Origin of the sequence: Mycobacterium sp. GA-1841 (assembly GCF_001954135.1) — a bacterium.
Lineage (GTDB): Bacteria > Actinomycetota > Actinomycetes > Mycobacteriales > Mycobacteriaceae > Mycobacterium.
In genome coordinates this window covers 17,889-40,850 of the sequence record NZ_MBEQ01000108.1, presented here as the reverse complement: position 1 = coordinate 40,850, position 22,962 = coordinate 17,889, and the positions used below count along the sequence as shown (strand labels likewise).

Genomic DNA, 22,962 nt, shown 5'->3' with positions numbered 1-22,962 from the left:
CGTACGGCGACCCGACTGGGCGACCGTGCTGGCTATGAGCACTGCATCTGTACTCATCGCCGCTGATCACACCGACAGCGCGGCGCCCGATGCGCCGCGCTACACGCTCCTGCTTCATCCATTTCGCTCCTCGCGTGCGCGGGGGGCCGACCACGAGCTGATCGAAGCCGCCCAGCGGCTCCGGCACGACGTATTCACCTCGGAACCCGGATTCGCACTTGCCGGTGCCACAGACGGACGTGACGCCGACCGATTCGACGAGCACTGCGACCACCTGCTGGTACGCGAGGACCGCACCGGTGAATTGGTGGGCTGCTACCGGATGCTGCCACCGTCCGGCGCCATCGCCGCGGGCGGGCTCTATACCGCGACCGAGTTCGACGTGCGCGGCCTCGACGCACTGCGGTCGTCCCTGGTCGAGATGGGCCGTGCGGTGGTGCGAGCCGACCATCGCAACGGCGCCGTCGTACTGCTCATGTGGGCCGGCATCCTCGCCTATCTCGACCGCTCCGGCTACGACTACGTGACGGGCTGCGTCTCGGTGCCCGTCGCCGGAAACGCCGACGGCCCGCCGGGAACGCAGATCCGCGGGGTCCGCGACTTCGTGCGACGTCGCCACGCGGCGCCCGCCGCACACACGGTCTACCCGTACCGCCCGGTGGTCCTGGACGGCAAGGGACTTGACGACATCGATCCGCCGGCACGGACCACGGTGCCCCCGCTGATGCGGGGCTACCTGCGGCTGGGGGCGCAGGTATGCGGGGAACCGGCCCACGATCCCGACTTCGGGGTGGGCGATTTTCCGGCGTTGCTGGACAAGCGCCGCGCCGACGTGCGGTACCTCAAGCGGCTGCGCTCGGTCTCGGCAGCAGCCGACCTGGCCGGGGGCGCATCATGACCATCGCCTGTGAGCATTCCTGGCTGCCCAAGGCCTCGTGCGACGCCAGTTGCGTCCATGCCGGCGGAGCCGATGCGGGCCGGCGCCTCGTGGTGTGGGTCCGCACCACGGTGCGCGTGGTCATGGCCGTGGTCCTGGCGCCGGGAGTGCCGCTGCTGGCGGTCCCCATGCCCGGCCGTTCGCACGTGCAGCGGTTTTACTGCCGGTTGATGCTGCGCTGCTTCGGTGTCCGAATCTCCCTGTCGGGCGGCCCGATTCGTAATCTGAAGGGCGTGCTCGTGGTCAGCGGCCACGTGTCATGGCTGGATATTTTCACGATCGGTGCGGTGTTGCCGGGCTCCTTCGTGGCGCGCGCAGATCTGGTGGAATGGCCGGCGGTGGGCCGGCTGGCCCGGGTGATGAAGGTGATCCCGATCGACCGGGGCAGCCTGCGCCGGCTGCCCGCGGTGGTGCACACCGTGGCCGAACGATTGCGCGCCGGGCACACCGTCGTGGCCTTCCCGGAAGGCACCACCTGGTGCGGGCTGGCACACGGACAGTTCCGGCCCGCGATGTTCCAGGCCGCGATCGACGCGGCCCGCCCGGTGCAACCGCTGCGGCTGGTGTACCGCCACCGCGACGGCCGGCTGTCGACGGTTCCGGCCTTCGTAGGGGAGGACACCCTGTTGCGGTCGGTGCGGCGGGTCATCACCGCACGTCGCACGGTGTGCCACGTCCATGTCGGGTCGCTGCAGCTGCCCGGAGTTGACCGGCGGGCGCTGGCAGAGCGCTGCGAAGCGGTGGTCCGTTCGGATCTGATCGCGCACCACGAGCTCCCGGGTGCTCCCGCGGACGTCCTGGCGGCCTGAGGCGGCTGGAAGGCGGGGCGTCTGCCGGCGGCTATCCTGGAGAGGTTATGACCTCTATCCCGACGGCGTCCCCAGGCGGGCAGGTCTATCTCGATCATGCCGCCACCACGCCGATGCATGCGGCCGCCATCGATGCGATGACGGCTGCGCTCGCGACCGTGGGTAACGCCTCTTCTCTGCACGGTTCGGGACGTCTGGCCCGGCGCCGGATGGAGGAGGCTCGTGAGACGCTGGCCCGACTGTTGGGCTGCCGCCCCTCGGAAGTGATCTTCACCGCCGGCGGCACGGAGAGCGACAACCTCGCGGTGAAGGGGATCTACTGGGCCCGCCGCGATGCCGAGCCGGCACGGCGCCGGATCATCACCACCGCCATCGAGCACCATGCCGTGCTCGATGCCGTGCAGTGGCTGGTCGAGCACGAGGGCGCCGAGGTGACCTGGCTGCCGGTCGACGCCGAGGGCACCGTTGCGCCCGAGGCGCTGCGTTCGGCGTTGCAGTCCGGGGCCGGCCCTGGTGACGTGGCACTGATCTCGATCATGTGGGCCAACAATGAGGTCGGCACGATCATGCCGATCGACGAGCTGGCCGCCGTCGCGGCCGAGTTCGGCGTGCCGATGCACAGCGACGCCATTCAGGCCGTGGGCCAGATCCCGGTGGACTTCACCGCCGCGGGGCTGGCGGCGATGAGCGTGGCGGCACACAAGTTCGGTGGACCGATGGGCATCGGTGCACTGGTGCTGCGCCGAGACACCGGTTGCACTCCGCTGCTGCACGGCGGCGGTCAGGAGCGTGATGTGCGCTCGGGAACACCCGACGTGGCCGGCGCCGTGTCGATGGCCGCGGCCGCCGAAGTGGCCATCGGGGGACTGGCCGAGTACAGCGCGCGTGTGCAGGCGTTACGCGACCGGTTGATCGACGGCGTGCTCTCCACGATCGAAGACAGCTTCTTGAACGGGCCGCAGGGGGCCGGGCGGCTACCGGCCAACTCGCACTTCACCTTTCGCGGATGCGAAGGTGATTCGCTGCTGATGCTGCTCGACGCCAAGGGCATCGAATGTTCCACCGGCTCGGCATGTACCGCCGGGGTGGCGCAGCCGTCGCACGTTCTGATCGCGATGGGTGCCGACCCGGCGACCGCGCGAGGATCCCTGCGATTTTCCCTGGGGCACACCAGCACTGAGGCCGATATCGATGCGGTGCTCGAAGTGCTTCCGGCGGCCGTGGAGCGCGCCCGGCAGGCGGCCCTGGCCAGCGCGGGCAGGACGTTCTCATGAGGGTGCTGGTCGCGATGAGCGGCGGGGTGGATTCCTCGGTGGCGGCCGCTCGGATGGTCGACGCCGGCCATGACGTCGTCGGCGTGCACATGGCGCTGTCGAGTGCTCCGGGCACGTTGCGGACCGGATCGCGCGGTTGCTGCTCCAAGGAGGACGCCGGCGATGCCCGCCGCGTGGCCGATATCCTCGACATTCCCTTCTACGTCTGGGATTTCGCCGATCGGTTCAAGGACGACGTGATCGAGGACTTCGTCGAGTCCTACGCCCGGGGCGAGACGCCGAATCCTTGTGTGCGGTGCAACGAGCGGATCAAGTTCTCCGCGTTGGCCGCCCGCGCCCTGGCGCTCGGATTCGATGCAGTGGCCACCGGACACTATGCACGGCTGGCCGACGGCCGGCTGCGTCGTGCCGTCGACGCCGACAAGGACCAGTCCTACGTGCTCGGTGTGCTCACCGCCGAGCAGTTGGCGCACGCACTTTTCCCGATCGGTGACACGCCCAAGAGTCAGATCCGGGCCGAGGCGGCCGAGCGTGGACTGGCCGTCGCGAAAAAGCCGGACAGCCATGACATCTGCTTCATCCCCTCCGGGGACACCCAGGCGTTCCTCGGTGCCCGCATCGGGGTGCGGCGCGGCTCGGTCATCGACAATGACGGCACCGTGCTGGCCGAACACGACGGCGTGCACGGTTTCACGATCGGGCAACGCAAGGGGCTCGGTATCGCCGGGCCCGGCGCCGACGGCCGGCCACGGTACGTCACCGCGATCGACGCCGAGACCGGCACGGTGCGCGTCGGATCCGTCGAAGACCTCGAGATCACCGAACTGATCGGCGACAAGCCGGTGTTCACCAGCGGCACCCCGCTGCACGGGCCGGTCGAATGCCAGATCCAGGTGCGCGCCCACGGCGGCATCACCGACGCGGTGGCCGAGCTGCGCGACGGGCGGTTGACGGTGTCTCTGCGAGCGCCGTTGCGCGGCGTCGCGCCCGGCCAGACCATGGTGCTGTACCGCCCCGATGCCGAGGGTGACGAGGTCATTGCCAGCGCGACCATCGCACGCGGGTGAGCGAATTTTCATGAATGTTTTCGCATGAGTGCTTTCGCGACGGCCACCGGTCTCGGATCGTGGCCCGGTACCGACGCGCGGGCTGCAGCCGAAGTCGTCGTCGGTGAACTCCACAACCTGTCGCACTTGGTGGAACTACCGGCTCGGGGCATCGGCGCCGATCTGATCGGCCGGGCCGGGGCGCTGCTCGTCGACATCGGCATCGACACCGTGCCACGCGGGTACCGCATCGGCACGCGACGCAACAGCGCGCTGCGACGGGCGGTCAGCCTGCTCGGCGAGGACGTCGATGCCCTCGAAGAGGCCTGGGAACGCGCCGGTTTGCGCGGTAGCGGTCGAGCGGTCAAGGTCCAGGCGCCCGGGCCGATCACGCTGGCCGCCCAGCTGGAGCTGCCCAACGGGCACCGGGCCATCACCGATCACGGTGCGCTGCGCGACCTGGCGGCGTCGCTGGCCGAAGGGCTGGCGGCTCATCGCGCCGAGGTGGCGCGGCGGCTGGAGACCACCGTGGTGGTCCAACTCGATGAGCCGTCGCTGCCGGCCGCGCTGGCGGGACGGCTCTCCGGGGTGACCAGTTTCACCCCGGTGCACCCGGTGGACGAGCCGGTGGCGATGAACCTGATCGACGACTGCGTGGCGGCCGTCGGTTCCGAAGTTGTCGTGCACAGCTGTGCAGCCGAGCTCCCCTGGAAAGCATTGTTGCGCAGTGCAGTTCAGGCCGTGGCGGTTGACGTTTCGACCCTGGCGCCCGCGGATCTGGACGGCATCGGAGAATTCGTCGACTCGGGGCGCACCGTGCTGCTCGGCGTGCTGCCCGCCACCGCGCCCGACGGACGGCCTTCCGTCGAAGAGGTGGCCAAGGCCGCAGTGACGCTGACCGACCGGCTGGGCTTCGCGCGGACCGTTCTGCGTGACCGCATCGGGATCACCCCGGCCTGTGGACTGGCCGGAGCCACTGCTCAGTGGGCACGCACCGCAGTCGAACTCGCGCAGAAGGCCGCCGACGCCTTCGCCGAGGACCCCGACGCCATCTGACACAAGCCACCGAAAGGTCGTTACCTGTCACGCCCGCCCATTGTCACGCCCGCCCATTGTCACGCCGGCGTGGCTGTCGGTGCCGGGCGTCACTCCAGCGTGACAGAGCGGTCGGCTAGCGGTCCCGCAGCTCCCGCCGCAAAATCTTGCCGGCTGACGACTTGGGGATCGTGTCGATGAACTCGACCTGACGCACCTTCTTGTAGGGCGCCACCAGACCGGCCACGAACGCGATCACCTCGTCGGCGCTCAACTCCGCAGAAGGTTGTTTGACCACAAAGGCTTTCGGCACTTCCTCACCGGACTGGCTGTCCTGCACACCGATCACCGCGGCGTCGGCGATGCCGGGGTGGCCGAGGAGTACAGACTCCAGCTCGGCCGGTGGCACCTGGTAGCCCTTGTATTTGATGAGTTCCTTGAGCCGGTCCACGACATAGACGCAGCCGTTGGAATCGACCTGCGCCAGATCGCCGGTGTGCAGGAATCCGTCGGCATCGATGGTCTCCTGCGTCGCCGCCTCATTGTTGAGGTAGCCGGCCATCACGTTGGGACCCTTGAACCACAGTTCGCCGGTTGCGCTCACACCCTCTGCCGGAATACCGATTTCGTCCCCGGTGTCGGGGTCGACCAGCTTGCTCACGCCGTTGGGGACTGTCCATCCGCACGAGTCCAGTGGCGCGATCGTGCCGACCGTCGCCAGTCCGCCGTCATGCGGGGTGATGTGGCTGACGGGACTCAGCTCGCTCATACCGTAGCCCTGAGACACGGTGCAGCCCAATCGTTCTGAAACCGCACGACCGAGGTCTGCGTCGAGCGACGCGGCACCGGACAAAACGGCTCGCAGCGAGGACAGGTCATAGGAATCGACCAGTGGATGCTTGGCCAGGGCGACGGCGACCGGCGGGGCGATGTAGACGAACGTGCACCGGTGGGTGGCGATGTTGCCGAGGAATTCACCGAGATCGAACGACGGCATGATCACCAGTCGCGCGCGGGCGTGCAGGGCGGCGTTGAGCAGCACCGTCATGCCGTAGATGTGGAAGAACGGCAACACGGCCAGCAGCCGGTCGTCGGCGGTCATGCCCTGCAGTGGGCGGATCTGTGCCACGTTGGCCGTCAGGTTGGCGTGGGTCAGCATCACCCCCTTGGGGTTCGCGGTCGTACCGGAGCTGTACGGCAGGGCGGCCAGATGTGTGGCCGGATCGAAGCTGACATCGGGTGCGCGGCCCTCTGCGCCCAAACCGGCGCCGTCGAGAAGCACCACCTGGTGCTCGGTCAGGCCGGCCGCCAGCGCACCCTCGAGGGCCTGGGGCCCCAGCGCGTTCACCGTGACCAGCAGCCGGGCCTTCGAATCCTTGAGCTGCTTGGTGATGTCGCGCGCGGTGAACAGGGCGTTGACCGTGGTGGCGGTGGCTCCCGCGCGCAAGATGCCGTGGAAGGCGATCGCGAAATCTGAACTGTTGGGGGCCAGCAGGGCCACCACATCGCCGACGCCGATTCCGCGGGCCGCCAGCCCGCCGGCGAACGCGTCGATGCGGCGCACCAGGTCGCCATAGCTGGTTTCGGCACCAGAGGCGGCGTCGACCAGGGCTGTACGGCCGGAGTCCTCGGCAGTCAGGTCACCGAACAGGTAGTCGTAGACGCTGCCGGTGGGCAGCACGACGTCGGGAAAGGGGCTGGTGAAACTCATGGCTGCTTCCGATCAGTTCTCGTCGAGTTTTTTGATGAGCCGGCGCGCGGCGACCAGTCGGAACGAGGCGTCCACGAGCTCGCGAACTTCGCCCCAATCCACTTGGGCGGCAGTGAAATCCAGCCCCAACCAGCCGAACGGCCCCAGGTAGGCCGGAAAGAAGAATCGGTCGTCTTGTTCGAGTGCCCGCCGATCGCTCTCGTCCACCTTGATCAGAAGTGAATGCGGATACGGCACCATCTCCCCGCGGCGTTCGGGCTTCACGTTGCCGCCGTACATGGCGAACATCTTCGGTGCGCAGAACACCGGCCGGCCCCACGACACCTTCTCGAAGGCCTCGGGAAATCCCAGGGCGATGGTGCGCAGATCGGCCAGGCCCAAGTCGTCATCGCTGAACATGATCGGGTGCGGCATCCTGCCAGATTAGTGGGACTGTCGGTTCGCTCGACTAGCCTGCTCAGAGTGAGTGAGAAGCCAACCGGAGATGCCGAGGCCGCGCTGCCCGAACAGCCTGATGCCGACCTGCGCCGCCGCTGGCAGGAGCTTGCCGACGAGGTGCGCGAACATCAGTTCCGTTACTACGTCAAGGACGCGCCGATCATCTCCGATGCCGAGTTCGACGCCTTGCTGCGCGAACTGCAGGGCATCGAATCGGCACTTCCGGAACTGCGCACCCCGGATTCGCCCACCCAATTGGTCGGCGGGGCCGGATTCGCCACCGACTTCGCTCCGGCCGAGCATCTGGAACGGATGTTGTCGCTGGACAACGTGTTCGACTCCGACGAGCTGTCGGCCTGGGCGGCGCGCATCAAAGGGGAGATCGGCGACGCCGCCCACTACCTGTGCGAGCTGAAGATCGACGGCGTCGCGCTGGCGCTGGTCTACCGGCAGGGCCGGCTGGTACGCGCCGCGACCCGCGGTGATGGCCGCACCGGTGAGGACGTCACGCTCAACGCCCGCACGATCGAAGACATCCCCCAACAGTTGACGCCGTCGGACGAGTTCCCGGTGCCCGATGTGCTCGAGGTACGCGGCGAGGTGTTCTTCCGGGTCGCCGACTTCGAGGACCTCAACGCCGGGCTGGTGGCCGAGGGCAAACCCCCGTTCGCCAACCCGCGCAACAGTGCGGCCGGCTCGCTGCGCCAGAAGAATCCGGCGGTCACCGCGCGCCGCAAGCTGCGGATGATCTGCCACGGGCTCGGCCACATCGAAAGCGCCGGCGGGTTTCCGTTCACCTCGCTGCACGACGCGTACCGCGCGCTCGGCCAGTGGGGCCTGCCGGTGTCGGCCCACACCGCCAAGGTTTCCGGCGTCGCCGAGGTTGCCGAACGGATCGCCTACTGGGGTGAGCACCGCCATGACGTCGACCACGAGATCGACGGGCTGGTGGTCAAGGTCGACGAAGTGGCGCTGCAGCGTCGGCTCGGCTCGACATCACGCGCGCCGCGGTGGGCGGTGGCCTACAAGTACCCGCCGGAAGAGGCCACCACCAAACTGCTCGACATCCGCGTCAGTGTGGGGCGTACCGGCCGGGTCACCCCGTTCGCGTACATGGAGCCGGTCAAGGTGGCCGGGTCGACGGTCGGCCTGGCCACGTTGCACAACGCCACCGAAGTGCAGCGCAAAGGGGTGTTGATCGGCGACACCGTCGTGATCCGCAAGGCCGGCGACGTCATCCCCGAGGTGCTGGGCCCGGTGGTCGACCTGCGCGACGGATCGGAACGTCCGTTCGTCATGCCGACGAACTGCCCCGAGTGCGGCACCAAACTGGCCCCGGCCAAGGAGGGCGACGCCGACATCCGCTGCCCCAACACCCGAAGCTGCCCGGCGCAGTTGCGGGAGCGGGTGTTTCACGTCGCCGGGCGAGGGGCCTTCGACATCGAGGGCCTCGGTTACGAGGCGGCCACCGCGCTGCTGCAGGCCGGGGTGATCGCCGATGAGGGTGATCTGTTCACCCTCACCGCCGACGAACTCCTGCGCACCGATCTGTTCAAGACGCAGAAGGGCGTGCTGTCCAAGAACGGTCAACTGCTGCTGGCGAACTTGGACAAGGCGAAGGACCAACCGCTGTGGCGGGTACTGGTGGCACTGTCCATCCGCCATGTCGGTCCCACCGCGGCACGTGCATTGGCCACCGAATTCGCCAGCCTGGACGCCATCGTCGAGGCTTCGGAGGAACAGCTCGCCGCCGTGGAAGGGGTGGGCCCGACCATCGCCGCCGCCGTGGTGGACTGGTTCACCGTCGACTGGCATCGCGCCATCGTGGACAAGTGGCGCGCGGCCGGGGTTCGGATGGCCGATGAACGCGACGCGAGTATCGAACGCACGTTGGAAGGCCTGTCCATCGTGGTGACCGGGTCTTTACCCGGGTTTTCCCGGGACGAGGCCAAAGAGGCCATCATCAGCCGGGGTGGAAAGGCTGCCAGCTCGGTGTCGAAGAAGACCGCGTACGTGGTGGCCGGCGATGCGCCGGGATCCAAGTACGACAAGGCCGTCGAACTCGGTGTTCCGATCCTCGACGAGGATGGCTTCCGTAATTTGCTGGCCGAGGGGCCGACCCCGACGTAGATCGATCGGTGACCGACCGTGTGGGGATGGGCGGCACGGTTCGGCCTGGGTAAGTGCCATCGGTTTGCTGGATGGACCATCGCGCAATGGCTTGGTGATTCCGTCGTTCGCGAAATCTGCATCCGCCGGTGCCTTTCGGCAGGTGAGAACCGTGCCGGCGGCGTGACGGCGCTGCACTTTCGCCAGGTGAGGTTGGGGTTGCGGAAGTCCGAGCTTGCCGTAGAGCTGCCGATCTGAGCGCGGCAGAACGATATCTTGGAGGCCATGTCGACGCATGACCTGGGTTTTGACGAGCCGATCGCCGCCTTCTTGGAGCAGGAGGCAAGGGTTGCCGGTGAGTCTGTCCAGACCTATATCCGTCGGGCCGTGGCCACCCGCATGGTCGACGACATGAGCCGGCGGCGCGACCCGCAACTCGGGGTCCTTCGAGGCCGGCTGATCGAGGCCGGAATCGCTCCGACCGAAACCGCCGCCGAAGGAGGGTCGATCATCGCCGACCCACGTCGGCTGCGGGCAGTGACCGAAACCGGCTTGCTCGACACCAAGCCGAACCCGGCCTTCGACCAGATCGTGCAGACGGCGGCCAAGGCGTTGGGGACGCCGTCGGCGGCCTTGACGCTGCTGGACCGGGACCGGTTGTTTTTCCTGAGCGCGGTCGGACTCGATGCCGACCTTGCCGCGATGCGTGAGCTGCCGCTCGGCTCCTCGATCGGCGAGTTCGTCGTCGAGGCCAAGCACACGCTCGTCGTCGAGGACGCGAGCATCCACCCGACGCTGTCGGGTATCTCGTTCGTCGAAAACGGCACCATCGCCGGATACCTCGGCATCCCGCTGATCAACGCCGATGGTTATGCGGTCGGCAGCCTCGCGGTGTGGGATTCCCGTCCCCGCCAGTGGGGGCCCGGACACGTCGAGACGTTGCACAACTTCGCGCGGATGGCGTGGATGCGGATATTCAGCGCGTCGTCGGCCTGAAGACAAGAGGCCGTCCGTTTGCTGAAATTGAACGCCATCAGTTAATGGCATTTTGCGTTTGCAACAGGCTGGTGCGGGTAACAATTAGGCGTGTCGGAAAACCTTTTTTAGGCGGCAAAGGCGCGTTAGATGCACGTAGAACCCCTGCAAACCAGCGCACCTCCGGTGGGCGAACGTCGGCCGAATTTGCGGTCGGTCCGACAACCGGTACCTCCCCGCAAACGTCGGTCAATACCGGAATTGCTGCTGATTCCCGCTGTGCACAACACCATCACCGTGGTGCTGGACGTGTTGTCGGCAGCGGCTGCGGTCGCGGTCGCCCTCCGTGGAATCTCGGCCGAGGCATCGATGTCGAACCTCGGCTGGCTGCCATGGATGTATGTGCCGATTCTGATCGGCCTGTTGGCCGCCGCCCAGATGTACCGCCGCGGCCTGCTACGCAATTTTCTCGACGAGCTGAACCCGGTGGAAGCGTGCGTGGCATTGGCGGCGTGCGCGCTGTTGGTTCCGCTGCTGCTGTTCACCGAAAACGTCCGAGTCGGGCTGCTGGTGACGTATCTCTGGGCCAGCGCGGCGGTTCTGGTTCCGGCGGTCCGGTTGATGCGGGCAGTGATTCAGCGGTTTCTGCGACGCAGGTACGGGGCCGGGGCGCCGACGTTGGTGATCGGCGATGGCCCGATCGCCCATCTGTTGATGGATCGGCTCAAGCAGCTGCCCGATTACGGGATGCGCCCGGTCGGGTTGCTCGACGACCCGGCGGCGACCGCGTCGGGTCTGTTGCCGGGATTCAGCCGGGTCTCGGTGCCCCGGCTCGGCGCGCCCGGCGATCTCGCCGAGGTGGTCGGCCGAACCGGTGCCACCGAGCTGATCATCTCCTTCTGCCCGGCACCGGACGCCGAATTGGTGTCGGTGGTACGCACCGCGCACCGGCTCCGGATGCGAGTGTGGGTGGTGCCGAGGCTTTTTGACGCGGTCGGCGCCCGAGCTCACGTGGAGCATGTGGGCGGGCTACCGCTGATGGTGCTGCCGGATGTCAATCCAGACGGCTGGCAGTTCGCCATCAAGCACGCCGTGGACCGCACGCTCAGTGCGTGCGGCCTGCTGTTGATCTCGCCGCTGTTTCTGACACTGGCCCTGCTGGTGCGGTTGAGCTCGCCCGGGCCGATCTTCTTTCGCCAGCAACGTGTCGGTCGCGACGGTAAACCGTTCGACTGCCTGAAGTTCCGCTCGATGCGGCCCCCGGCGGCCTCGGATCAGCAGTTCGAACTTCAACGCGGCTCGGCTCCCGGCGGGGTGGAGGGCGATGACCGCCGCACCCGGATCGGCAAGTTGATGCGCCAGACCTCGCTGGACGAACTGCCTCAACTGATCAACGTTCTCAAAGGTGAGATGAGTCTGGTCGGGCCGCGGCCCGAGCGACCGGAATTCGTCGAACTCTTCGAGATGCAGATCCGTCGATACGGCGAACGGCACCGGGTCAAGGCGGGCGTGACCGGTTGGGCACAGGTACACGGTCTGCGTGGGCAGACATCGATCGCCGATCGCGCGGAGTGGGACAACTACTACATCGAAAACTGGTCCCTGTGGCTGGATCTCAAGATCCTGGCGCTCACGGTGCTGGTGGTGCTGCGTCGCAGCGGGGACTGACAACAGTGCGACTACTGGACCGGAGGTGCTCCGATGTCGGCCGCTGAAGCGGGAGCCCTGGCGGCGGCCGTGGTGGCCGGGCTCGTCGTGGTCGTCGCGGTGTACCGGCGCCCGCAACGGGGCCTGTTGATCCTGGCCGCGCTGACCCCGCTGAACGGGGTGTTGGCAATCCTGCCGCTGCCCGGCATCGCCGCGGGTTGGAAAGAGGGTCTGGTGCTCTTCACCGCGGGCTGCGCCTGGTTGCGTCGGGGAAGTCGCCCGGTCGCCGCCGGTCCACCGCTGCTGGCCCCGTGGTGGCCGGCGGCCGTGCTGTTCGTGGTGCTCGGTTCGACATCGGCGCTGGCGGTGTTCGGGTTGGTCGGTGTGGTCGCGATCAAGGTGACGTACTTCTACCTCGCGGTCGTGGTGATCCTGTGGTTCGCCCCGTTCGACGCGGTCGACCGCGACCGCCTGGTCTGGATCATGATGGTCCTCGGCTCGGTGGCCGCCTTCGTCGGCATCGCCCAGCAAGTGCTGGGACCGGGCGCGATGGTGCAACTGGGCTACGAGTGGGGCAACCAAGTGCGCACCACCGGCGGATTCTTCCGTACCTTCAGCACCTTCAACCAGCCGTTCGGGTTCGGGCTGTATGTGATGGTGGCATTACTGGTCGCCGGCGCCGTGGCGCTGGCCGAACCCCAACGCCGGCGCAATCAGGTATTCCTCGTGCTGACACCGATTTTGGCGCTCGCCATGGCGACCGCGGTGGTACGTGCGGCCATCCTCGGCCTGTTCCTCGGGGTCGTCTGGTTGGTGGTGATTCGATTCCGCGCGTTCTTGGCGCCGTTGATCGCGGTGGTTCTCGGCATCGCGGCCTGCTTGCCGTTGCTGCCCCCGGGCGCCTCGAAGGTGCTCTTCTCGTCGAGCAGTCTCGCCGAGCGCAGCGCAGGCTGGACCGACATCATCGACAGCATCCTGATACATCCGGTCGGTGAAGGCCTCGGTGTCACCGGCGCGGCAGCCGACCGCATGGCGACAGCGGCTGATCTGGGCGGGGTCGGACCAGCGGTCAACTATCAGCCGGACAACTACTACGTGAAGATCCTGCTGGAACTGGGACCGGTCGGATTGTGGGTATTGCTCGCGTTGCTGGTCACCGCACTGGTGTGGACCACCCGGATGGCGCGCACGCTGCCCGGTCGGGACGGCGCCCTGGCGCTCGGGGTGAGCGCGTCCATCGTCGCGACGATGGCCGCCAGCTTGGTCGCGACGTACTTCGAGATCTTCCCGCTCGACGTCTATTTCTGGCTTCTCTTAGGGGTGATCGGATGCGCAGCGGCGCAACACGGATCAAGTACGGGGCGCTTGCCTTGCGACCGGGCGGCAGTGGCGTCCAGACCTACATCCGTGAGCTGTTGAACGCATTGCCCAGCCACCTACCCGCAGCCGAACTGTCCGCCGTCGTGCAGCGTGACGCCGTCGGTGAGTTGCCGGCCGCCGTTCGGCCGGTGCCGCGACCGGTGTGCAGCGGTGCGGTCCGCGCGATGATGGGTGCCCTGCCGGTGACCGGCTCTGACGTGGTGCACGGCTTGGACGTCGATCTGCCGGTGCTCACCACCGGATTCACTGTCGCGACGGTGCACGACCTTTCGGTCATCGACATGCCTTCGGCCTCGACGAAATTCCGCGCCCTTGGCGAATCCCGGTTGGTCCGCCATGCCTTACGCAAGGCCGATCTGCTGTTGGCGGTGTCGCGGTTCACCGCCGAACGGATCAAATCGGTCAGTGGCCGGGAGGCCACCGTCGTCGAGCTTGCGCCCGCCGGTTGGGCCCGGCCACCGACCCCCGAGCAGATCGCCAGGGTTCGGGCCAGATACCGCCTGCCCGAGAGGTTCGTGCTGCAGGTCGGCACCGTAGAGCCGCGCAAGAACGTGCAATTGGTGGCCGAAGCCGCAGACCTCCTGGGCATCCCGTGCCTGCTGGCCGGTGCCGGCTCCACCGGGCCCGATGCGCCCGGGACGGCTCGCGGACTCGGCTACGTCTCGGTCGTCGACCTGCCTGCGCTGTATGCGGCCGCCACCGTCACTGCCTACGCGTCCCATTACGAGGGGTTCGGCTTGCCGCCGGTGGAGGCGATGGCCTGCGGCGGTGCCGTCGTCGCCAGCGCGGTCGGCGCGCTGCCCGAGGTGGTGGGTGACGGCGCCGTTCTGGTCGCCACCCACCGGGTGGCCGACTGGGTTCAGGCCATGCGGGCACTGGTGTCGGAGCCTGCCGCGCGCGGCGAGTTGGCCGGTAAAGCCGTCGCGGCGATGCGCGAGCTGTCCTGGGAGCGCACCGCCGAGCGGACCGTCGCTGCCTATCACGCCGCCGGGGCCATGACATGACCGAAGACCCGGCGATGGAGGGTGCCGAACCAGTACCGGACTATCGGCATGTGGCGGCCGATCCCAAAGCCGCTGCCCGAGCCACAGTTTCGATACTGCTCAGCCGGGTGGTGGTAGCCGGGCTGGGTTGGACCGGCACCGTGATCGTGGCGAGGTCGTTGTCCGCCGAGGATTGGGGACAGTTCACCTTCGTCTTCGCGCTGCTCGGGATGATGTCGATCGTCACCGACCTCGGTGTCGGCCGGGTGGTGCTGGCCAAGCTGATCGATCCCGACCCGCTGGAGATCGCCCGCACCGCATCGGCTTTCATTGCGCTGCGGACCGCCCTCGGATTGATCGGTTACCTGCTGGCGGTGGGGTACGTGGTGGTGCTGGGTTATCCAGGGGATGTCATCACCGCGACCGCGGTCGGTGGGCTGGTGGTGGTGTTGGCCACCCCCAGCCACGCCCTGACCGTGCTGTTCCAGAGCCGGCACCGGCTGACCCTGGTTGCGGTGGCCGAAAGTTTCGGTCAACTCGTCCAACTGGTGCTGACCATCCTGGCCGCGCTCTATGCGCCGGTGCTGCTGATCTTCGTGCTGCCCGCGGTGGTCAACGAAGCCGTGAAACTTTCCGCCAAGTTGCTCGCGCTGCGCCGGCGGTCGCTGGGCCTGCGTCCGGCACGCCGCATCGAGTTCAGCCGGTGGCTCCCGATGCTGCGGGAGGCGGTGCCATTGGCTCTCGGCTTCGCGCTGACGATCGCCATGCAGAAGATCGACGTGTTGATGTTGAGCCTGCTGGACACCTTCGACGCGGTCGGTCTCTACTCCATCGGTTACAAGTTCTCCGACATGATGGACACCGTTGCGGTGGCCGCCGCCGGACCGGTCAGCACCCTGCTGGTTGCGGCCTGGCCTGGCCAGCCGGAGCTGTTCCGGGAGCGAACTCGCACGGCCGCAATGATGTTCGGACTGGCCGGGGCGGTTGCGGTAGCGGCGTTCTGGCCGTCCGCCGAGCAGGTGATCGGCCTGCTGTACGGTCAGCGGTTCACACCGGGCGCATGGGCTGCGCAGCTGCTCGTGCTCGGTGCAGCGCTGATGGCACTGATCACCCTCGGAGTTTTCCTGCTGGCCGCGGCCGGACGGCAGCGTCATTACCCGGTGGTGGCGGTGTCGGGGCTGGCGTTCAACGTGGCGGCGAATCTGGTCCTCATCCCGCGGATGTCGTATAACGGTGCGGCACTTGCCACGGTCCTCACCTTCGCGATCACCGGCGTGCTGATGTGGGTGTTGATCGCCCGCACCATGCCGATCGGACTGATACCGGTCAGACAACTGGGTGGACTGGCTGTGATCACCGCGATGGTCACCGTGGGCGGTGTGGCGGTGGGGGATCGGTTGCCATGGCCGGTCGTGTCGATCGTCGGCGCCGCGGCCGTGCTGGCACTTGCGTTCCTGCTGCGGCTCACCGGTGACATCCGACTGCGGTTGCCAAGTCGTGGAGGTCAGCCGTGAGTGTCTCCTCCGTCGTGTTCGTGGCCCACACCGCGCAGGTGTCGGGCGCGGAGAAAGTGTTGTCCGATCTCGTCGATGAAGCACTCACCCGCGGGTATGCGGTGACCGTCGCCTGCCCGAACGGGCCGCTGTCGCAGGTCCTTCCGGCCGGCTGTACGCACATGCCGATCCCGTCGCTGGGGCTGGGCGGTGAGCGGGGGCCGGCGCGCGGCGTGGCTGCCGTCAAGTTGGCAGCGCGCTGGTGGTGGACGGGGCGCGCCCTGCGTCGCGTCGTCGGGCGGGCCTCGACTGTGACGGTGGTGAACTCACTGTTCGCGCTGCCGGCGATGCGGCTGGCGGCGCCCCCGCGCGGGGTGTCGTGGCTGGTGCACGACACCGTGGTCAGTGCCAAGCAGCGGGTGGTGATCCGGCTGGCGCGCCCGGTGGTGCGGCGGGCGGTCGCGGTATCGGAGGCCACCGCGGCACCGCTGCGTGCCGCCGGCATTCCGGTTTCTGTGGCGCACAACGGAGTTCGTCGGCCGGTGGCCCGGCTCGGCGGAAAGCTGCACGACCCGCCGGTGGTCGGCATGCTGGCACTGCTCACTCCCTGGAAGGGGCACCGGGTATTGCTGGATGCGGCGGCGAGACTGCCCGGGGTGCAGGTCGAACTTGCCGGCGGCAGCTTCCCGTCCGACGCCGATTACGTTGCCGAGCTTGAGGCGCGGGCTGCCTCGCCCGAATTGGCCGGGCGGGTACGGTTTCTCGGGCACGTCGATGCACCGGCCGCTCTCGGCCGATGGGACGTGATGGTGTCGGCCAGCGTATTGCCCGAAGCCGGACCGCTGTCGGTGCTGGAATCGATGGCGCACGGGGTGCCGGTGATCGGCACGAATCATGGTGGCACCGTCGAGTTTCTCGCGGGCGGCGCCGGGCTTCTGGTACCGCCCGACGACGCCGAGGCGCTGGCCGGCGCGATCAGGACGGTCTTGGACGACGACGCATTGCGCGGCCGGATGGTCGAGACGGCGCGGTGTCGCATCGACGCCGGCCACGACATCTCTCGGACTCTTCCGATTCTGCTGGACACGGTGTTGGGACTGCGGTGATGACGATGACGGGTAGTCGATCGAAGTCCCGGAAGTGGCTGTGGATCGGGCTGATCCTGCTGTGCGGTCTGACCTTGGTGGCCGGGCTGCTCACCGTGCGAACCTGCGCGGCCAAGACCGCGGACTGTGCCCCGGCCGCCGCCAAGGGGCGCGTGGGCGGTTCAGACGGGGCGGGCATGTTGACCATGTCCGATGAAGACCTGGCTCGCGAGCTGTCCGCGGCCCGCGACGCCGGCATGTGGTCGATACGGGTCGATTTCGATTGGTCCCGGATCGAACCGGTACCGGGTCAGCGGGACTGGTCAACTACCGACCGGGTGGTCGAGGCGGTGCTGCGCTTCGGCATGTGTCCGCTCGGACTGGTCGGCTATGCGCCGCCATGGGCGGTGAGCCCGGCCCTCCGCGCACCCGACGGCCATGCTCGACCGGCCGACCCGGCGCAGTTCGCTGAGTTTGCTGCAGCCGCCGCCCGGCGATATCTCGACAGCGTCTCCGTGTGGGAGGTGTGGAATGAGCCCAACACCGAATCCTTCTTCAAGCCGGTGCCGGATGCCGGAGCCTACGGGCAGTTGCTCGCGCTGACATACCCCGCGATCAAGGCGGTGGACAACGACTTGTGGGTGCTCTCGGGAGGGCTGGCGCCGGCGCACGATCATGGTGACGACATCGCCCCCCTGACCTTCCTGTCGGCACTATATGCCAACGGGCAGAACCGATATTTCGATGCCGTTGCCATGCATCCGTACAGTTACCCCGAGTTGCCCGATGCGCCCGACACGGTGGAATGGAATGCTGCGCAACAAATGTGGAAGCTCCGGGACGTGATGATCGCCGGCGGCGACAGCGCCAAGTCGATCTGGATCACCGAATGTGGGGCTCCTACCGGTACTTCCGACGTCGCGGTGTCAGAGGCAGAGCAGGCGCAGACCTTGCGGATCGTGCTGCAAGCGGCCAGGGAGGTGCCGTGGATCGGCCCGACATTCGTCTACAGCATCCGCGATGCCGGCGAAGACCTGAGCGATCCCGAACAGAATTTCGGGATTCTGCAGTATGACTTCGCGCCGAAGCAGGCGTATCGCGTGGTCGCCGAATTCGGTACCTCAGCACGGCGGGCGCCCCGACGGCGCTCGTTTGCCAAGCGGACCCAGTGGGCATGACGAAGGGCGGATGATTCTCCATGGATCGGATGGTTACCGAACGGGACGGTTCGGATCGTGCCAGTGCAGCCGAGGAGCGTGGTGTCAACGTGGATGTGCCGTCGAGCCCCCGCGACGTCCCACCTCCGGTGGACCTGACCGGTCATCTGCGGGATCTGAGTCGGGCGCTGCTGCCGGCGCTGCTCATCGCGGTACTGGTGGGCGCTGCAGTGTTCGGCCTGCGCACGCTGTTGGTCCCCAAGGAGTATGCAGCGGTGGTCATCGCCGAGATCACGCCGGCGCAGGCACCGGTGCCCGGAGATGCGTTCATCGAGCAGATGCGCGCACCGTTCGTCGGACTCGCTGGGGACGGGGACGTCCTCAAGCAGGTGTTATGGGAAGTCGACACTGGTTGGGACACCGCCGAACTCAGAAAGCATGTCCAGCTCAGCCCGGGGGAATCACCTGCGCTGCTGGTGTTCACGGTGACTGCCCGCTCCCCGGAGTTGGCCGGGCAATTGGCTCGCACCATTGTGATCAATGTGGCTCGCAAGGCCGCTGCCAACCACGCCACCACCGTGGCCCGGGAACTGGAGGGCCTGCAGGCCGCGATCGCCGCCGAACAGGCCCGGATCGGTGCACTGGCGCCGGAGGATCCCAACCGTGCGCGGGCTGAAGAGCGGTTGGCCCAACTGCAGGGCAATATCGGTGCGTTGCAGAACAGCAGCAGCGATCAGCTGACCGTACTGGCCGTCCCCGAACAGGATTCGGCACCGGTGGCGCCGCGGCCGGTGGCCGAAGGGTTGGTGGCCGGGGTGGCCACGCTGCTGGTCGCGGCAGAATTGCTGGTGTGGTTGCGGGGTCGGTTCGGCGCCCGGCCGAACCGGGTCTGGGCCCGTAAGGCGGCCCAGAAACACCGCGCCCAGTTCGGCTTCGGCGATTCCGGCATGTCAGGGCTGTCGCCGTCGGCGGTGGCGGCCATGGCGCGAGCCCGGCAGGCGCACCGCCCAGCGCTGATCCTGCGTGGTGAGGCGGTGTCCTCTCCGCTCTGGAACGGGCCGGAGTCCGGCGACGGCTCGACGTGGCGCGAGGTGTCACTGACCGACCAATGGTGGCGCACGATGCCGGCCGGAACGGAGGCGATCGTCGTGGTATCCACCGCCGGCTTCGACCGAAAGTTGGCCGACCGCACCCTGACCCAGTTGCGCGACATGGCGACGCCGACCACGCTGGTGCTGCAGATCTCCCCGCGACGACGTTTCAAGAAAGCCCGCAAGGTCGCTCGATCCGAAACCGCCGATCAGTCAGCTGATTCCGATGCCAGCTAGCCGCATCGGCCTCATCCACGAGCGGTTCACCGAGGTGGCCGGTTCCGAAGAGGTGGTCAGACAATTGTCGCACGAGTGGGGCGACGCCGACCTGTACGCCCCGATCGTGCGGGCGGCAGGAATTCCCGACGGGCTGGGCACGCCGCCGATCACCGGCTGGCTCAACCACTTCTACCGGGCGCTGGGACAGGGCTCCTATGCACCGCTGCTGCCGTTGGTGCCTGCGGCCTTCCGCACCATGAAGCTGCGCGGCTACCGGGCCGTGGTCGTCAGCCATCACGCCTTCGCGACCCAGGCCGTGTTCGCCACCGATGCACCGGTGATCGCCTACGTGCACAGCCCCGCCCGGTGGGCCTGGGATTCGACGTTGCGTGCCGGTGAAGGCGGGGGCGCGGCCGGTGCGGCGATACTGACCGCGCTGGCCGCGGTGGCCCGACGCTGCGAGGTCACGGCCGCACCCCGACTACACACCGTGGTGGCCAACTCCTCGGCGGTGGCCGAGCGGATCAGGGCGTGGTGGCAGCGTGAGGCCACGGTCATCCACCCGCCGGTGGACACCGAAGGATTTCGCCCCGACCCGTCGGTGGAGCGCGAGGATTTCTTCTTGCTGGCCGGTCGCCTGGTGCCCTACAAGCGGCCCGACATCGCCGTGGCTGCCGCGGCCGCCGCCGACATTCCGCTCGTCGTCGCGGGGGAGGGCCGGGCCATGCGAGGTTGCCGTGAGCTGGCGGGGCCGAAAACCACGTTCCTCGGCAGAGTTTCGCATGACCAACTTGTCGATCTGCACCGCAGGGCCCGCGCGTTGGTGATGCCGGGGGTGGAGGACTTCGGCATCGTGCCGGTGGAGTCGATGTCGACGGGCACGCCGGTGATCGCGCTGGGCGCGGGTGGCGCGATGGACACCGTGGTGCCCGGAGTCACCGGAGTGCACGTCGAACCCGGCTCGGACCGGGACGTGGTGGGCCGGTTCGCCGAGACCATGCGCGGCTTCGATCCGGGTGACTACGACCGAAGTCGGATCCGCGCGTGGGCAGAAACCTTTTCCCGCAGTTGCTTTCGTCATCGTATGCGTGAGGTGGTCGATGCAGTCTGATAACCGGTCCGGGGTGACCGAACAAGCTGTTGCCGGCCACCGGCTGCGGCGGTACCGGGCAAGTGCACTCGACCGGAGCCTCGCCGCGTCGCGCATCGTCGCGGTGGTGGGTCCGGTCGCCGATCTGCAGGAGGATGTGATTGCCGCCAAACTCTCTGAAGCGGTGAGTTGCTCGGCCACGCCTCGAATCGCGTTGGCGCCCAGCGCTGGTGCGCAGTGGGACTATCGCGTCATCGATTGGTCGTCGGCGGTGCACACCCGACCCGACTTGTCAGGCGCCGACCTGGGTGCGCTGCTGAATGCGGTGCGAGGCTGGGCCGGTGACCACCCACCGATCGAGGTGGCGATCTGCGGCGACTACCTGCTGGTGGACTATTCGCACGGCCTCGGCGACGGCCGGTTGGGGCTGGCACTGCTCTCGGTGCTGGCAGGGGAGCCGAATGTGGCTGCCGCCCAGTCATTGGCGAAGAGCCTGACCCCCAACGCGCTCGGCCACGCGCTGCGGCGACAGTTCGCCGCCCGACCGGCGCAGGCCGTCAAGATGCTGAGCACCCGCAAGCTCAACAAGGCGGCGGTGTCGGACACCGACGACGCCGCATCCACCCGGCGGATCAGCCGGTGGCGGCACCATCGGCGCACCGTCACCGGGTATCTGCACCCGCGCGAGTGCGCCGAGTTGCGGGCTCGGGCCAAAAGCCGGTTCCCCGAATCAACCCGGGCCTCGATCACCATCGCGCTACTGATGGCGGCATTGCACGCCGAAGGGATACGGGTTGCCGATCAGGTGGCCGTTCTGGTGGATTGCCGTCGATACCTGCCTGCCAAAGCCCAGGACGGATACGGCAATTTCGCGGTCGCCGTACCGATCGTGATGCCGCCGAACCCCACCCCCACCGAGGTCGCGCAACGGGTGCGCACGGTGACCGAATCCGGATGGCCCGTCGCGGTGCTCGGGCTCGCCGAGCTCAAGGCCATGATCCGCCGCGGCGGCGCACCGGCTCCGGCCGACCCCACCGATCCGGTCGAGGTGCCCGACCGGATCCGGCTCTCGGTCAGTGATCTGGGCAAATTGACCATGTTCGATCAGCTGAACTGGGTTGGGGGGAGCCCGCCACAGGTCAGCGCGTACATCGAACCCGACGGGCCGGACGCGGTGACGGTGTTGGTCGACGAGCTGGCCGGGGGACAAACCCTCGCGGCGTCGTTCTGTGATCAGATGGTCGACCCGGCCGTCATGCAACGCGCTTTGGACCGGCTGTGTGCTGATCCGGTCGCGGTACTGAGCACGCTCGGAGGTGCGCCATGATCGGGCGTCGACTGTTGGCTGTGGTGTTGGTGCTACTGGTGCTGGCCGGGTGCGCCAAGGCCGACCCGCCTCCGGCCGAGATCCCCGACGACCAGCCGCCCGGCCAGGTGCTGTCCCGGTCATCGGCCAGCCACAGCTATCCGGCGCTGGTGGCGCTGACCCAGAATGTTTTCGAAATACGCTACCGTTCAACATCTTTCAATGGATCGGCAAGTACAGTCTCGGGAGTGGTGTTCGTTCCGCCGGGGCAGCCGCCGCCCGGTGGCTGGCCCATCGCATCCATCGGCCATCCCACCACCGGGGTCACCACCGAATGCGCCCCGTCCTCCTACCCGGCGCTGCTGGGCGGGGTGCCGGCCGTCGCGCAGTTCTTGGCCAGCGGATTCGTCGTGGCGTTGACCGACTACCGGGGTCTCGGGATGCCGGGGCCGCACCCCTACCTGGACCCGATCACCGCGGCGTACAACATGATCGACGCGGCCCGGGCGGCTCGCCAACTGGTACCGGAGGCATCTGACACATGGGTCACCTACGGCGTGTCCCAGGGCGCCCAGGCGGCCTGGGCGGCCAACGAGGTGTCCCAGGACTACGGCGCCGGCCTACGGCTGATCGGCTCGGTCAGCATCGCGCCGCCGACCGATCTGCGGCCGATCGTCGATGCGATGGAGGACGGCAGCATCACCCGAAGCCAGATGGCGGTGCTGCCGTTGATCCTGGTCGGGCTGCGGGTGGCCCATCCCGAACTCGACATCGACGACTATCTGCACGGCATCATGCGAGATCGGCTCGATGTGTTCATGAAGTGTGCGGGTGAGCAGGACACACTCAAGGAGCTCGTGGTGCAGAGCGCGTCGCCGGCGGATGTGAAACCGTCGACGCCCGAGGCGGCGGATCAGTTGCGGACCTGGCTGGGGGAGTACTCGGTACCGCAACGCCGAGCCGCCGCACCGATGTTCGTCGCCTACGGGGATGCCGACGATCTGGTGCTGCCGGCCTGGACCGAGGCCGGTGTCCGTCGGGCCTGCGAGTTGGGTGATGTCGTCGAAAAGGTGGTGGCGCCCGGGCAGGGGCACGGGACGCTCGATCTCGGCAGCGCCCCGCGTGATTGGGTCGAGGGACGGTTGGCGGGCGCGCCGGCACCGAACACCTGCTGAGG

19 protein-coding genes are annotated in these 22,962 nt (G+C 67.8%); 17 read left to right on the top strand and 2 right to left on the bottom strand.

Features of this window, described 5'->3' with window-relative positions:
* The first annotated feature begins 34 nt into the window (after positions 1 to 34).
* From A5740_RS24090 to A5740_RS24070, 5 genes are read left to right on the top strand one after another with little or no spacing between them, the layout of a single operon-like run.
* Complete coding sequence (locus A5740_RS24090) at positions 35 to 898, top strand: GNAT family N-acetyltransferase (protein ID WP_076198277.1); 864 nt, start codon at positions 35 to 37, stop codon at positions 896 to 898.
* The gene (locus A5740_RS24085) at positions 895 to 1,746 is read left to right on the top strand and encodes a 1-acyl-sn-glycerol-3-phosphate acyltransferase (protein WP_076198275.1); all 852 of its coding nucleotides are present in this window, start codon (positions 895 to 897) and stop codon (positions 1,744 to 1,746) included. Before A5740_RS24090 ends, A5740_RS24085 begins: the two co-directional genes overlap by 4 nt.
* Before the next feature lie 47 nt (positions 1,747 to 1,793).
* Positions 1,794 to 3,020: a cysteine desulfurase family protein gene (locus tag A5740_RS24080; RefSeq protein WP_076198273.1), complete on the top strand. Its 1,227-nt coding sequence runs from the start codon at positions 1,794 to 1,796 to the stop codon at positions 3,018 to 3,020.
* Positions 3,017 to 4,087, top strand: a complete 1,071-nt coding sequence (mnmA, locus tag A5740_RS24075) for a tRNA 2-thiouridine(34) synthase MnmA (protein ID WP_076198271.1) — start codon at positions 3,017 to 3,019, stop codon at positions 4,085 to 4,087. Before A5740_RS24080 ends, mnmA begins: the two co-directional genes overlap by 4 nt.
* Positions 4,088 to 4,111: 24 nt before the next feature.
* On the top strand, positions 4,112 to 5,122 hold the full coding sequence (locus A5740_RS24070) for a methionine synthase (RefSeq protein WP_076198269.1): 1,011 nt from the start codon (positions 4,112 to 4,114) through the stop codon (positions 5,120 to 5,122).
* Positions 5,123 to 5,237: 115 nt separating this feature from the next.
* Here the strand turns inward: A5740_RS24070 and A5740_RS24065 are convergent, their stop codons facing one another.
* Positions 5,238 to 6,812, bottom strand: a complete 1,575-nt coding sequence (locus A5740_RS24065) for a 4-coumarate--CoA ligase family protein (RefSeq protein WP_076198267.1) — start codon at positions 6,810 to 6,812, stop codon at positions 5,238 to 5,240.
* 12 nt (positions 6,813 to 6,824) lie between these two features.
* Complete coding sequence (locus A5740_RS24060; RefSeq protein WP_076198265.1) at positions 6,825 to 7,226, bottom strand: MmcQ/YjbR family DNA-binding protein; 402 nt, start codon at positions 7,224 to 7,226, stop codon at positions 6,825 to 6,827.
* Positions 7,227 to 7,310: 84 nt separating this feature from the next.
* On the opposite strand from A5740_RS24060, the gene ligA reads away from it, so the two are divergent.
* The 12 genes from ligA to A5740_RS23995 all read left to right on the top strand — a co-directional run bounded on the left by ligA (position 7,311) and on the right by A5740_RS23995 (position 22,960).
* Complete coding sequence (ligA, locus tag A5740_RS24055) at positions 7,311 to 9,380, top strand: NAD-dependent DNA ligase LigA (RefSeq protein WP_175616351.1); 2,070 nt, start codon at positions 7,311 to 7,313, stop codon at positions 9,378 to 9,380.
* 264 nt (positions 9,381 to 9,644) lie between these two features.
* Positions 9,645 to 10,355 carry a GAF domain-containing protein gene (locus A5740_RS24045; RefSeq protein ID WP_076198259.1) on the top strand — a complete coding sequence of 237 codons (711 nt, stop codon included), beginning with the start codon at positions 9,645 to 9,647 and terminating at the stop codon, positions 10,353 to 10,355.
* Positions 10,356 to 10,484: 129 nt separating this feature from the next.
* Positions 10,485 to 12,002, top strand: a complete 1,518-nt coding sequence (locus A5740_RS24040) for a sugar transferase (protein WP_083654388.1) — start codon at positions 10,485 to 10,487, stop codon at positions 12,000 to 12,002.
* A 33-nt stretch (positions 12,003 to 12,035) separates the two neighbouring features.
* The gene (locus tag A5740_RS24035) at positions 12,036 to 13,400 is read left to right on the top strand and encodes an O-antigen ligase (protein ID WP_076198257.1); all 1,365 of its coding nucleotides are present in this window, start codon (positions 12,036 to 12,038) and stop codon (positions 13,398 to 13,400) included.
* Entirely contained in the window at positions 13,310 to 14,365 is a 1,056-nt protein-coding gene (locus tag A5740_RS24030) for a glycosyltransferase family 1 protein (RefSeq protein WP_076198255.1), read from the top strand. Before A5740_RS24035 ends, A5740_RS24030 begins: the two co-directional genes overlap by 91 nt.
* Positions 14,362 to 15,858 (top strand): flippase, encoded by a 1,497-nt coding sequence (locus A5740_RS24025; RefSeq protein WP_076198253.1) that lies wholly within the window; start codon positions 14,362 to 14,364, stop codon positions 15,856 to 15,858. Before A5740_RS24030 ends, A5740_RS24025 begins: the two co-directional genes overlap by 4 nt.
* On the top strand, positions 15,855 to 16,943 hold the full coding sequence (locus A5740_RS24020) for a glycosyltransferase family 4 protein (protein WP_076198251.1): 1,089 nt from the start codon (positions 15,855 to 15,857) through the stop codon (positions 16,941 to 16,943). Before A5740_RS24025 ends, A5740_RS24020 begins: the two co-directional genes overlap by 4 nt.
* A gap of 5 nt (positions 16,944 to 16,948) precedes the next feature.
* Positions 16,949 to 18,100, top strand: coding sequence for a beta-xylosidase (locus A5740_RS24015; RefSeq protein ID WP_175616346.1), 1,152 nt, complete (start codon positions 16,949 to 16,951; stop codon positions 18,098 to 18,100).
* A 20-nt stretch (positions 18,101 to 18,120) separates the two neighbouring features.
* Complete coding sequence (locus tag A5740_RS24010; protein WP_083654386.1) at positions 18,121 to 19,407, top strand: hypothetical protein; 1,287 nt, start codon at positions 18,121 to 18,123, stop codon at positions 19,405 to 19,407.
* Positions 19,397 to 20,500, top strand: a complete 1,104-nt coding sequence (locus A5740_RS24005; protein WP_076198247.1) for a glycosyltransferase — start codon at positions 19,397 to 19,399, stop codon at positions 20,498 to 20,500. Before A5740_RS24010 ends, A5740_RS24005 begins: the two co-directional genes overlap by 11 nt.
* A complete protein-coding gene (locus A5740_RS24000; RefSeq protein ID WP_139335323.1) occupies positions 20,490 to 21,806 on the top strand; it encodes a fatty acyl-AMP ligase in 1,317 nt (438 codons plus the stop codon). The genes A5740_RS24005 and A5740_RS24000 overlap by 11 nt, the downstream gene beginning before the upstream one ends.
* Positions 21,803 to 22,960 carry a lipase family protein gene (locus tag A5740_RS23995; RefSeq protein ID WP_076198245.1) on the top strand — a complete coding sequence of 386 codons (1,158 nt, stop codon included), beginning with the start codon at positions 21,803 to 21,805 and terminating at the stop codon, positions 22,958 to 22,960. Before A5740_RS24000 ends, A5740_RS23995 begins: the two co-directional genes overlap by 4 nt.
* The last annotated feature ends 2 nt before the right edge of the window (positions 22,961 to 22,962 follow it).

Excerpts from the sequence above, each read along its gene's own strand:
- A5740_RS24030 (WP_076198255.1), top strand. The coding sequence starts at position 13,310 with ATGCGCAGCGGCGCAACACGGATCAAGTACGGGGCGCTTGCCTTGCGA.
- A5740_RS24060 (WP_076198265.1), bottom strand. The coding sequence starts at position 7,226 with ATGCCGCACCCGATCATGTTCAGCGATGACGACTTGGGCCTGGCCGAT.
- A5740_RS24065 (WP_076198267.1), bottom strand. The coding sequence starts at position 6,812 with ATGAGTTTCACCAGCCCCTTTCCCGACGTCGTGCTGCCCACCGGCAGC.
- A5740_RS24035 (WP_076198257.1), top strand. The coding sequence starts at position 12,036 with ATGTCGGCCGCTGAAGCGGGAGCCCTGGCGGCGGCCGTGGTGGCCGGG.
- A5740_RS24085 (WP_076198275.1), top strand. The coding sequence starts at position 895 with ATGACCATCGCCTGTGAGCATTCCTGGCTGCCCAAGGCCTCGTGCGAC.
- A5740_RS24025 (WP_076198253.1), top strand. The coding sequence starts at position 14,362 with ATGACCGAAGACCCGGCGATGGAGGGTGCCGAACCAGTACCGGACTAT.
- A5740_RS24005 (WP_076198247.1), top strand. The coding sequence starts at position 19,397 with ATGCCAGCTAGCCGCATCGGCCTCATCCACGAGCGGTTCACCGAGGTG.
- A5740_RS24000 (WP_139335323.1), top strand. The coding sequence starts at position 20,490 with ATGCAGTCTGATAACCGGTCCGGGGTGACCGAACAAGCTGTTGCCGGC.
- A5740_RS24090 (WP_076198277.1), top strand. The coding sequence starts at position 35 with ATGAGCACTGCATCTGTACTCATCGCCGCTGATCACACCGACAGCGCG.
- A5740_RS24015 (WP_175616346.1), top strand. The coding sequence starts at position 16,949 with ATGACGGGTAGTCGATCGAAGTCCCGGAAGTGGCTGTGGATCGGGCTG.
- A5740_RS24045 (WP_076198259.1), top strand. The coding sequence starts at position 9,645 with ATGTCGACGCATGACCTGGGTTTTGACGAGCCGATCGCCGCCTTCTTG.
- A5740_RS24070 (WP_076198269.1), top strand. The coding sequence starts at position 4,112 with ATGAGTGCTTTCGCGACGGCCACCGGTCTCGGATCGTGGCCCGGTACC.
- A5740_RS23995 (WP_076198245.1), top strand. The coding sequence starts at position 21,803 with ATGATCGGGCGTCGACTGTTGGCTGTGGTGTTGGTGCTACTGGTGCTG.
- A5740_RS24010 (WP_083654386.1), top strand. The coding sequence starts at position 18,121 with ATGGATCGGATGGTTACCGAACGGGACGGTTCGGATCGTGCCAGTGCA.
- mnmA (WP_076198271.1), top strand. The coding sequence starts at position 3,017 with ATGAGGGTGCTGGTCGCGATGAGCGGCGGGGTGGATTCCTCGGTGGCG.
- A5740_RS24080 (WP_076198273.1), top strand. The coding sequence starts at position 1,794 with ATGACCTCTATCCCGACGGCGTCCCCAGGCGGGCAGGTCTATCTCGAT.
- A5740_RS24040 (WP_083654388.1), top strand. The coding sequence starts at position 10,485 with ATGCACGTAGAACCCCTGCAAACCAGCGCACCTCCGGTGGGCGAACGT.